The 10681-nt window shown below is 57.9% G+C and carries 8 protein-coding genes, 1 tRNA gene and 1 pseudogene; 2 read left to right on the top strand and 8 right to left on the bottom strand.

The genetic code is table 11. The annotated features are described in order from the left end of the window. Positions 1-3: 3 nt before the first annotated feature. The 5 genes from nqrE to ACXAG8_RS08655 are packed head-to-tail and all read right to left on the bottom strand — an operon-like array spanning position 4 to position 4630. A complete protein-coding gene (nqrE, locus tag ACXAG8_RS08635) occupies positions 4-612 on the bottom strand; it encodes an NADH:ubiquinone reductase (Na(+)-transporting) subunit E (RefSeq protein WP_475223452.1) in 609 nt (202 codons plus the stop codon). Next, the gene (locus tag ACXAG8_RS08640) at positions 612-1265 is read right to left on the bottom strand and encodes an NADH:ubiquinone reductase (Na(+)-transporting) subunit D (RefSeq protein WP_475223454.1); all 654 of its coding nucleotides are present in this window, start codon (positions 1263-1265) and stop codon (positions 612-614) included. The genes nqrE and ACXAG8_RS08640 overlap by 1 nt, the downstream gene beginning before the upstream one ends. After that, complete coding sequence (locus ACXAG8_RS08645) at positions 1265-2080, bottom strand: Na(+)-translocating NADH-quinone reductase subunit C (RefSeq protein WP_475223455.1); 816 nt, start codon at positions 2078-2080, stop codon at positions 1265-1267. The genes ACXAG8_RS08640 and ACXAG8_RS08645 overlap by 1 nt, the downstream gene beginning before the upstream one ends. Then, positions 2073-3281, bottom strand: coding sequence for an NADH:ubiquinone reductase (Na(+)-transporting) subunit B (locus ACXAG8_RS08650; protein WP_475223456.1), 1209 nt, complete (start codon positions 3279-3281; stop codon positions 2073-2075). Before ACXAG8_RS08650 ends, ACXAG8_RS08645 begins: the two co-directional genes overlap by 8 nt. A 5-nt stretch (positions 3282-3286) precedes the next feature. Then, positions 3287-4630: a Na(+)-translocating NADH-quinone reductase subunit A gene (locus ACXAG8_RS08655; protein WP_475223457.1), complete on the bottom strand. Its 1344-nt coding sequence runs from the start codon at positions 4628-4630 to the stop codon at positions 3287-3289. 300 nt (positions 4631-4930) lie between these two features. Between ACXAG8_RS08655 and ACXAG8_RS08660 the strand changes: the two genes are divergently transcribed. Both ACXAG8_RS08660 and ACXAG8_RS08665 read left to right on the top strand, forming a co-directional pair. After that, a complete protein-coding gene (locus ACXAG8_RS08660) occupies positions 4931-6043 on the top strand; it encodes a THUMP domain-containing class I SAM-dependent RNA methyltransferase (protein WP_475223459.1) in 1113 nt (370 codons plus the stop codon). Between the two features lie 123 nt (positions 6044-6166). Beyond that, positions 6167-6243 (top strand) — tRNA-Pro (locus ACXAG8_RS08665). A gap of 176 nt (positions 6244-6419) precedes the next feature. Here ACXAG8_RS08665 and ACXAG8_RS08670 read toward each other — a convergent pair. The 3 genes and pseudogenes from ACXAG8_RS08670 to ACXAG8_RS08680 all read right to left on the bottom strand — a co-directional run. Then, positions 6420-8345, bottom strand: a complete 1926-nt coding sequence (locus tag ACXAG8_RS08670; RefSeq protein ID WP_475223460.1) for a DUF4209 domain-containing protein — start codon at positions 8343-8345, stop codon at positions 6420-6422. 609 nt (positions 8346-8954) lie between these two features. Further along, on the bottom strand, positions 8955-9974 hold the full coding sequence (locus ACXAG8_RS08675; RefSeq protein ID WP_475223461.1) for a tyrosine-type recombinase/integrase: 1020 nt from the start codon (positions 9972-9974) through the stop codon (positions 8955-8957). Positions 9975-10033: 59 nt separating this feature from the next. After that, positions 10034-10144 (bottom strand): annotated as a pseudogene (locus ACXAG8_RS08680) (hypothetical protein); the annotation flags it as partial. Between the last annotated feature and the right edge of the window lie 537 nt (positions 10145-10681).

Below are 10681 nucleotides of genomic sequence, written 5' to 3' on the forward strand. Positions count from 1 at the left end.
TCCTTACAGTTTCACGCCCGAGAAGGACATGAAGGCCATCGCCATCAGACCCGCGGTGATGAAGGTGATCCCCAGACCTTGCAGGCCGTCGGGAATGTCCGAATATTTCAACTTTTCACGGACCCCCGCCATTGCGGTGATCGCCAGCGCCCAGCCGAACCCGGACGAGATGCCATAGGTTGCGGCCTCGGCAAAGTTGTAGTCGCGTTCGACCATGAACAGCGAACCGCCCAGGATGGCGCAGTTCACAGTGATCAGCGGCAGGAAAATCCCCAGCGCGTTGTAAAGCGGCGGGAAGTACTTATCGAGCACCATTTCCAGGATCTGAACCATCGCGGCAATCACCCCGATATACGAGATCAGGCCAAGGAATGTCAGGTCCACATCCGGGAAACCGGCCCAGGCCAACGCGCCGGGCTTCAGCAAATAGCTGAGCAGCAGGTTGTTGGCGGGAACGGTGATGGCTTGAACGACCATGACCGAGATACCCAGACCCAGCGCCGTTGAAATCTTCTTGGATACGGCGATGAAGGTACACATCCCCAGAAAGAAGCTGAGCGCGAGGTTTTCGACAAAGATGGCCTTTACGGCCAGTGAGATAAGCCCTTCCATCAGTGTGCCTCTACCTGCTGGATTTTGTATTCACGTTCTTCGACCTGGTTCGGTTTCCATGTGCGGAATGCCCAGATCAGCAGGCCGATCACGAAAAAGGCCGATGGTGGCAGCAGCAGCAGGCCATTGGGCACATACCACCCGCCATTGTTCACCGTCGGCAGGATCGTGATTCCGAACAGGCTGCCCGAGCCGAACAATTCGCGGATCACGCCGACCAGCATCAGGATCAACCCATAGCCCAGACCATTTCCGACACCGTCGATAAAGGATGCCACGGGCGGGTTTTTCATCGCAAAGGCCTCGGCCCGGCCCATCACGATACAGTTGGTGATGATCAGCCCGACGAAAACCGACAGGGTCTTTGAAATCTGGAACGCATAGGCTTTCAGGATCTGGTCCACCAGGATCACGAGCGAGGCGATGATAACCATCTGCACGATGATCCGGATCGAACCGGGGATCTGGTTGCGCAGCATCGAGATGAACATCGACGCAAAACCGGTCACGAAGGTCACCGCCAGCGCCATCACAAATGCCACCTGCAGCGAAGAGGTCACCGCCAGCGCGGAACAGATGCCCAGCACCTGCAGGGTGATCGGGTTGTTGTCGACCAGCGGGTCGACCAGCAGCTCTTTCCTTGTCTGGGACATCAGAACTCTCCTGCTTGCAGTTTGGCCAGGAAGGGGCCATAGCCCGCATCGCCCATCCAGAATTTCACCAGGTTATCGACACCGACCGAGGTCAGCGTGGCACCCGCCAGCGCATCGACATAGAAATCAGGCCCGGCGGCGGGTTGTGACTTGGCGACAGTGATCTGCAGATCACCCGCGTCGTCGCGCAGTTTCTTACCGTTCCACAGCGCTTTCCAGCGGGGATTGTCGACCTCGGCGCCCAGCCCCGGCGTCTCGCCATGCTGATAGAACTGCAGGCCGAAAATGTCGTTGCCGTTGCTTTCCAGCGCGATAAAGCCATAAAGCGTGGACCACAGGCCATAACCGTGCAGCGGCAGGATCACCTTGTTCAACCCGCCGGTTTCATCCCGCAACAGGTAGATGACACGGTATTTCGCCTTGCGTCCAATACCCGCCGGGTCGCTGTCCAAAGCGACGCTGAGGTCCGGGTCGCTGGCTGCCGCCAGGTCGTCGAACGTGGCCGGGTCGAACTGATCATCGACAAACTCTCCGGTCGCCAGGTCCAGCACATGCGGCTCGAACGCGGCAAAGGCTTTGGTCACGTCGATGCCAGGCTCATAAACGCCTGCGACCTGCAGGACGTTGACCTGCTTGTCCTTGAGCTTGTTGGCCTCTTGCACAGGGCGCAGGCTGACGGCGGCCGCCGACACGATCATCGACGCGACAAGGCAGACGGCGACGGCGATAAAGATCGTCTTGCCGACCGAATCCGGCGATGCGGCCAGGAACCGGCCAATGGCGCCCTTTGGGTCTTGAGGTTGCGTATCAGACATGGCGGCGCGCCCTCCGTTTGATGTTGGCCTGCACGACGAAATAGTCGATCAGCGGCGCAAAGACGTTGCCGAACAGGATGGCCAGCATCATACCTTCGGGGAAGGCCGGGTTCACCACGCGGATCAAAACGACCATGACACCGATCAGCGCGCCATAGATATACCGGCCCAGATTGGTGTGGCTGGCCGAAACCGGCTCGGTCACCATAAAGGCCAGACCGAAGGCATAGCCGCCCAGCACGACGTGCCAGTACCAGGGCATGGCGAACATCGGGTTGGTATCAGACCCGATCAGGTTCAGCAGCCAGGTGAAGGCAATCGTACCCGCCAGACAGCCGACAATCAGGCGGTAATTGGCGATCTTTGTCATCAGCAGGAAACCAAGGCCAAACAGGCAGGCCAGCGTCGAGGTTTCGCCAAAGCTGCCCTGGATCGTGCCAAGGAACGCGCTCATCCAGCTGATCCCATCGGCGGCCAGCGCCTGATATCCGTCAGCCGCAGACACCGCCAGGGCGGTCGCCCCCGAGAACCCGTCAACCGGGGTCCAGACGGCATCGCCGGACATGTTCGCCGGATAGGCGAAATACAGGAACGCACGACCGACCAGAGCCGGGTTGAGGAAGTTCTTGCCGGTTCCGCCAAAGACTTCCTTGCCGATCACGACACCAAACGAGATGCCCAGGGCGACCTGCCACAAAGGCGCGGTCGCCGGCATGATCAGCGTGTAAAGCATCGAGGTCACAAGGAAGCCTTCGTTCACCTCGTGGCCGCGCACGGTGGCAAAGATCACTTCCCAAATACCGCCGACGATCAGGGTCGTCAGGTAGATGGGCAGGAAATACAGCAACCCGTGCACCGTGTTCCCGAACAGGCTTGTCGGGTCCAGCGAAATGCCCAGGGCCTGCAAAATGACGATGCGCCATCCGGTTGCCGCCTCGGGGCCAAGCACGGCCAGCGCCGCGTTGGCCTGATAGCCCGTATTCCACATGCCAAACAGGATGCAGGGGATCGTGGCGATCACGACATAGGTCATGATCCGCTTCATATCCACATAGGACCGTGCATGCGGCGCTGCGGTTGTTACAGTTTTCGGAGTGTAGATAAAGCTTTCGACCATCTCGTAGATTGGGAAAAGCTTTTCGTACTTGCCGCCCTTGGTAAAGTTCGGCTCGATCCGGTCAAAGAAGCTGCGCAAACCCATCTGGCTCAGCCCTCCTTTTCAATTTTGGTCAGGCAGTCGCGCAGCGCCAGCCCGTATTCGTATTTCGCCGGACAGGCAAAGCCCACAAGGCCCAGATCCTCTTCGTCCAGCTCCAGCGCACCAAGCGCCTGTGCCGTGTCGGTATCCATCACCAGCATCGCCCGCAGCAATTGCGTCGGCAGGTAATCCTGCGGCATAAGTTCCTCGAAGGTTCCGGTCGGCACCATCGCCCGCCGACCCCCATTGAGGTTGCTGGTCAGCGCAAACATCTTGCGGGTGAAGGCCGAGCCAAGCACCGGCTGCACCGCGAATTTCGACGGCATCGGGCGAATCCAGCCCAGCGGTATCTGGTCGTGATCCTCGCGGATCAGCGTGATCTGGCGGGAAAACCGGCCCAGAAAGGCGTGTGGCCCTTCGGCCTGGCGCCCAGACAGGACCGACCCCGAGATCACCCGCGCCGGGCCTTCGACGGCGATTTCGCCCCGGGTCAGGTCGTCGGTCGAAGCGCCCATGACGGTACGGATCAAGCGCGGTTGCCGCGCGGCAGGTCCGGCGAGCGAGATGACCACATTCGGATCAAGATGCCCGGTCTGAACCAGGCGGCCGATGGCGATTACGTCATGATACCCGATGGTCCAGACCTGTTTGTCCCCCGCCAGCGGTTCAAGGAAATGAACATGGGTCCCGGCCAGCCCGGCGGGGTGCGGCCCCGAAAAGCCCACGGCCTGGACACCGTCCACATCCGCGCCCGGAACGGACGCGCCATCCTGGTGGCACAGATAGGTCTTGCCTTCAGTCAGACCGGCCACGGCGCCAAGCCCCGCGGCAAAAGCCTCGGGCGCGTCGCCCATGATCAGCGCGGCATCGCCCGCAAGCGGCTCGCTGTCCATGGCGGTCACGAAAATCGCGGCAGGCGTATCGCCCGGTGCCGGCATCTTGGAATAGGGGCGCGTGCGAAACGCGGTCCACAACCCGGCGGCACAAAGCTTGGTCGCGATTCCCTCGGCCGAGGACCAATCGCCGACCGCAGAAAAGTCGAGCCCGGTATCATTGGCGTCGGTGACTTCGACCACCACGCTTTGCAACACGCGGCGCGCGCCCCGGTTGATGGCCACGATCTTGCCGGTAAGCGGCGCAACCATCATCGCCTCGGGGACGTCCTTGTGGCAAAACAGCGGTGTTCCGCGCCGGACCTCGTCGCCTTCCTGAACCAGCATGCGTGGTTTCAGCCCAATATAGTCGCCGCCTAAGACGCCAACGCTGGAAAACTCCGGGCCTGGGTGAATTGTCTGGTCGGGGGCGCCGTCTATCGGCAAGTCCAGCCCTTTTTTCAGTTTGAAAGTTTGCATGTCGCTACGTTCTTCCAAGCCTCTTTCCTGCGCCTGCCGGGTGCAATCAGGTGACCCTGATTTTGACCAGCCTGAGGCACTTGTCTGCATGTGCGCAAGAGGCGTTTGCAGGCAGCCGCACTCTGTGGGCGTTTTTCCGATCACGGCCCCTTTACGCGGGCGGGGCGCCAAACGCAAACCTGTTACCGCGCGAAATGCGCGTTGTGGGGCAGTTTAACTGAAATTGATCACATTTCAGTCGCATTTTGCCAACCCAATTTGGCTGTCGCGCCACTGAACGATCCGGTGTAAGAGGCTGGGATGGCAGATTCCGATCTTGAGATTTTCCTGATAGCAACCCCGGGGCTTGAAGCCCCCCTGTGTGACGAGGCCGCCGCCTGCGGCTTTGCCAGTGCGCAGGTGGTGGCGGGCGGCGTGGCTGTACGTGGCAACTGGTCCGAGGTGTGGCGCGCGAATCTGCAACTGCGCGGCGCCAACAAGGTTCTGGTCCGTCTCGGCAGTTTCCCGGCGGTCCACCTGGCCCAACTTGACAAGCGTGCCCGCAAGTTTCCCTGGGCCAATGTCTTGCGCGCCGATGTTCCGGTCCGGGTCGAGGCCACCTGCCGCAAATCCCGTATCTATCATGCCGGTGCCGCCCGGCAGCGCATCGAAACCGCGATTTCCGAAGAGCTGGGCGCACCGATTTCGTCCGAGGCCGACCTGCGGGTCCTATTACGCATCGAAAAAGACCTGTGTACCCTGTCTGTCGACAGCTCGGGCGAGCTGCTGCACAAACGCGGGAACAAGGCGGCTGTCGCCAAGGCCCCCATGCGTGAAACGATGGCCGCGATGTTCCTGCGCGAATGTGGATTTTCGGGTCAGGAACCGGTGCTGGACCCGATGTGCGGATCAGGGACCTTTGCCATCGAGGCCGCCGAAATTGCCGGGGGGCTGCATCCCGGCAGGTCGCGCAGCTTTGCCTTTGAACAGCTGGCCACGTTCGATGCCGATGGCTGGAATGCGATGCGGACCCCGGTACCGCTGCGGGATCCGGGCCTGCAATTTTCTGGCTCGGACCGGAATGCGGGCGCGGTACAGGCCGCCACCGACAACGCGCAACGCGCGGGTGTCGCGGCCCTGACCCGGTTCCAGCAACGCGCTGTCAGCGACATCAAACCCGACGGCAACCCGCCCGGTCTGGTTATCGTCAACCCGCCCTATGGCGCCCGGATCGGGGACGAAAAACGCCTCAGGTCGCTTTATGGCAGTCTGGGCAAGGTTCTGACCAACCGTTTCAGCGGCTGGAGGGTCGGGATCGTGACCAGCAGCGCATCGCTTGCCCGTGCAACCAGGCTGCCGCTGCTGCCGCCGGGCCCGGTGGTGGATCATGGCGGAACCAAAGTGCGCCTGTACCGGACCGAGGCCCTGCCCTGACAGCGACAGACCCGAGCGGCCCGACAAAACCGGCCGCGACAAACCCGATCGATTTTTCGCCATCGGACGCTCAGAATCCCCCTTGCGCATCCAAACACGCAGGTATAGATCACCCGCCACGGTCGGAGTGTAGCTCAGCCTGGTAGAGCACTGTCTTCGGGAGGCAGGGGTCGGAGGTTCGAATCCTCTCACTCCGACCAATAAAACAAGGCGCCTGATGCGTCCCTCGAAAATCAGCCGCAACGATATCCGCAACGTTTCAGGTTGGATTTGTTCCCACTCTGTCTGTCAACGGCGCTGTTTCCAACGTCATCCCCTTTTGAATGCCCAGGAAACGGCGATATGTTTGAGGTAACCGATGCGACAAACCCGGTCGTCAAATCTGGGGATTTTTAATGCCAGTTACCCTTGCGTAGGTCTCCTCGACATCTCCCCAGCGCTGTGCCAGCGGAAGAACAGCAAGGTGGACGATCAGCCAAGTGGCGTAAACCATGTTGTGATCCCAAAACCCGCCTACCGGCACCTTGCCGTGGGCAATCTGATTTCGCACAGATGGACCACCGGGAAAACTGAACAGAAGATCGATCTCGTGAGTGTAACGCTTAGGAAGAATTTTCTCTAATTGTGACCGCCAGGGATTGCTTGGGTTCAACAGCATCGGGAGAGAAGCTTCTGTTTGAATTCCGTGTTCGTCCGTAGTCGTGGTGTCGATACCTCGATGATAGAGGATCGTTCGCAGTGAATTCTCTAACTGTGGGATCAACAGGGACGCCGCCTCGATATCTTCACCACCAAGAAAGTGAACGATTGCACGGGCGAAAATATATACGTGCCCCAGCGGGATGAATGGGCTGTCCTTGATCATCTCTTGGACAACATCAGCGGCTACTAGGTGTTCTTCTGAAATCACCCTTCGAATTGGATTGATGGCACCGGCAACCGTTACTTGCCGGGAATGCCCGCGGTGAAATGACATCAAGTATCGATAATGCAACTCCGTCTGTTCGGCACTTCCGGTCAGGCCTGGTGATTTGAACACGACCCGTCCTTGGAAATCGTGGACCTGCATGGGCATGATGCCTTGTAACGGAAACTCCTCGGCGTGTTTCACAGCCTCCCGACGAATAGCATCGGGTTCAGGGGGTTGATCACACAACACCAAGGAGAGAAATGCGGCCGGCCATGAGTGGCCCTGGACCGAAGCGAAAGAGTGTTCCACGATCTCCGACAGATCGATTTCGGTCGAGAAGGAGCCCATCTCATCGCGGATCGACGGCTGAACCTTGCTAAGCCAGGTGGTCAATTCATCCCTTCGCTCCTTTGTGCCTGGGTAGTTGCGGAGCACCTGAATTGCATCGTTCAGAAAGGCGGATGCTAACATGGGGGAAGCGGCAAACTCGGCTTTTTGCACGTGGCACTCAGCAACTTCAACCATGCATCGACTGTGGTTCTGTTCATCCCGGTTGCGCTTGTGGCATCGGGCAGCGACCTTCCAAAGGTCAATTCTCAGGTCTGGGTTTGCTTGCAGTTCATCCGCTGCAACCAGTTCCTCGGCACGTGCCGCGATCTCTTCTACTAGCGTGATGTCATGATCGATATCGACTTCTACAATCCGAACGAAGTCACTAGCGTTGCCGTCCTTGTAGGCATCGGCGACCAACGAACGGATTATTTCCCTTAGCCGTTCCGAAGCCTCATGCTGCCATCGAGTTGCGTGGGACACACGAGCTGCTCGGACCAATAGTTCTTTTGCATGCACCCCCCAGGGAGATACATCTTCAAAAGCAAAGACTGAAGTGCCAGCCTGCACCTGCTCCACGCTGTCGCAATAGGCGGAGATTGCTTCCTCCGCCATGTCATGCCGCTTCCGCTGAACAAACCACGTGACATCAGCCAATCGCGCTCTGAGACCCGCGTTGGTAATCTCCGGAGCTAGTTCAGCCAGGACGTCGATTTGCTCTGGTAGCAGGTCGCCGGGAACTAACGACCTACGATCACCAAAAATGAACATCGGCCTGAAGGGCTCTGTGCGGTGATCGGGCTCAACATGGTAATTCGTAAGCCCAGCCATCAGTTGAAGCGGTTGTTGATTTTCAGGTTCGGCACTATTGGCCAGATCTGAAAAAAGCTGGTTGATGTCGTGGCAATCTACACTGTTCGAGACCGACAACAGAGAATTGATGTCGATATCACGCAACTGGTCCAACGCTACGACGAAATCCACGCCAGGTATTGGTGCCTGCGTTTCGCTTTCCTCGGGCGTTGCCGGTTCCGAGGTTTGATTGTCTTCGGAGTTATTCATACCAAGGCTCCCGGATATTCGATCAGCCTATGGTAGTGAGCTCAAAGTTCCAACCAACGAAATGAATTACCACGGTAATACGCTCCGTTTTTGGGGAAGGTGAGGGAGGCAAATCGTGAGACAAGCGGACCACATACGAGAGTTCGTTCTTTACCAAATGATCAAACCGGTAGGCTCGCACGGCCTGCCATCGGTGTCAGTTCGAGCCGTTGACATTCATCGAGATATAGGGTCGAGGAATTCGATGCCCGCCGTGTGTAGTGCCCTGGGCAGCAACAAGTTCTTGGGAATGGCTGCGGTGGAAACCATCTCTAGGTCTGGCCCACCGAACGGATCCGATGCCCTGTTCACGTTCAAGCCAATCGATGGATACTCGGGGGAAACCTCAACGTAGTCGATTTCGACCGACAAATCTGTCGCTAAGTCGATGACCCTTCTCGACCCATCCAACGCCCTCGTCTTAGTCACATGTGTGAAGGGGAAGCTCAACCACCCTACTCCCGCTCAGGATCTCAAGGAGTTCATGATCTAGTTTTGATCATCATATGCCGGGCTGCGGACTACAATCTGTGCGCAGCTCAATGAACACGCGAGGAACGCGCCCCTCTTTTAAATACCCAGATTCATAATCCCAGCGGCGTTCTTCAGCGCTTCTGGGCTGTAGGACCTATAGACGTTTTCCAAGGTCTCGCGCGAGGTTGCAAAATAGGCCGTGGCGTCCTCCAGCGTCATGCCGCGCATGAACGCCCATGTAACCGCTGTGTGCTTTAGGGTGTGCGGCGTCACTTCCTTAAGACCGGCCCGTTGGACGGCGGCTCGAAAGGCTTTGTCGATCCGATCTATCGGCACGCCCTTGAACGACACGACATGGCTCCCCTCCTGCGTCCAGGTCTTCATCTCTGCTTGAAGCGTCCCAGGCATCTTGATCATTCCCTTGCGCTTCTTGGTCTCGGCCTCAGCCTTACCAAGGAAATGGATCACTCCGCTGTCAAGATCGACCCAGCCGCTATCAAGGGAGGGCATCCACTTCAGCCGCGTGATCGCGGTCTTCCGACGTCCGGTGTAAAGCGCGATCTTGATGAACCGCTGAACGTGAGAAGCAGAGGCCTCCAGCAGGCGCTGGACCTCCTCCTCGGTCAGCCAGCGGTCATTGGCAACTCCCTTCTCAGGCAAGGTTACGATCGGTGCATGGCTGATCTTGCGCGACGCCATGGCGTATTTCACAGCGGCGTTCAGCGTGTTCATCTCGCGCCGGACGGTCCATGCGGCGCGCCGTCTCCAGGCCGTGTAGCCCCGGCACCTGTCTATATCGATCTCGGACACCTTGAGGTCGCTCCAGTAGGGCGACAGTGCCTGTATCGTGTAGAGCAGACGTTCCCTGTCGCGGACCACCTTTACCTTGGTCTCGCCGTAATGCACCAAAATCTCGCCGACGGTGATCTCGCTCGGGTCGTGGACGCGATCATCTTGCCGCTTCTTGCTGGCGATGTAATTGCTCAGAACTTCTTCCGCTGCTTCATGAAATCCATCACCAAAGCCTGTCCGGATCTGCTGTCCTCCGTCGAGGATGACCCATGCGCCATCGTCTTTGCGCTGGAAGAGTCGGGCCGGTTTGCGTTTACGTGGCATGTCGAAATGAACCTTTCCAGTTCGCAGCGTGTCATATAGTAGCGATGGCCAATCTTAGTCGCTTTGATTTTGCCGAGATGGATCATCGTCCGCACTGTTCTGGGTTTAACAGTTCGGTGAAGCGCCAACGCAAAGTCATCGACTGTCAGAAGAGCTTCATTGGCGCTCATGATAAGCGCCCCCGGGGCAGCGCTCTATTTTGCGGGGTATAGATACTGATTTCCATGACGGACTTATCGCCGTTGTTAGGTTCATGCGTAGTCGCTGCAAACATTGCCGGAACATCTCCTTTTTCATGCAAACTGTTTAGTCTATAGCGAAAACCACGCCGGATGCGCTTTAGCTGTCACGAAAAAATCACAAGACACTGAAACTAAAAGAAAGATTATTCCTTTTCACGTTGTCCTTTCATCCTCTTCAAATACTTCAACCAGTTCTACCAAGGACCACCTGGCCTGCCAGAATTCTTGTGTCGACGCCTTTGAGGATTCCTTCTGACTTTGAACCGTCCGTGCAGAGGCAATCAGCATACTTTTGAGAGTTTTCCGTATCTCAGACGAAAGTTCAGGCCGAAGTTGAAAATTTGTGTCCGTGGCTTTTTGTTCTCACTATGAGACGTGCGTCTACAACAGCTGGTTGCGCAACATCTTTAGGGGCCATAGAAAATCCTAAACTGACCAATTTCCCTAGCTAGCAAAAAACTACGA

The sequence above is a fragment of the Ruegeria sp. ABD4_443 genome (genome assembly GCF_056160865.1).

What these genes read in the sequence shown, in the direction of transcription:
- ACXAG8_RS08660 (WP_475223459.1), top strand. Translation starts at nt 4,931, where the DNA reads ATGGCAGATTCCGATCTTGAGATTTTCCTGATAGCAACCCCGGGGCTT.
- ACXAG8_RS08640 (WP_475223454.1), bottom strand. Translation starts at nt 1,265, where the DNA reads ATGTCCCAGACAAGGAAAGAGCTGCTGGTCGACCCGCTGGTCGACAAC.
- ACXAG8_RS08675 (WP_475223461.1), bottom strand. Translation starts at nt 9,974, where the DNA reads ATGCCACGTAAACGCAAACCGGCCCGACTCTTCCAGCGCAAAGACGAT.
- ACXAG8_RS08650 (WP_475223456.1), bottom strand. Translation starts at nt 3,281, where the DNA reads ATGGGTTTGCGCAGCTTCTTTGACCGGATCGAGCCGAACTTTACCAAG.
- ACXAG8_RS08670 (WP_475223460.1), bottom strand. Translation starts at nt 8,345, where the DNA reads ATGAATAACTCCGAAGACAATCAAACCTCGGAACCGGCAACGCCCGAG.
- ACXAG8_RS08655 (WP_475223457.1), bottom strand. Translation starts at nt 4,630, where the DNA reads ATGCAAACTTTCAAACTGAAAAAAGGGCTGGACTTGCCGATAGACGGC.
- ACXAG8_RS08645 (WP_475223455.1), bottom strand. Translation starts at nt 2,080, where the DNA reads ATGTCTGATACGCAACCTCAAGACCCAAAGGGCGCCATTGGCCGGTTC.
- nqrE (WP_475223452.1), bottom strand. Translation starts at nt 612, where the DNA reads ATGGAAGGGCTTATCTCACTGGCCGTAAAGGCCATCTTTGTCGAAAAC.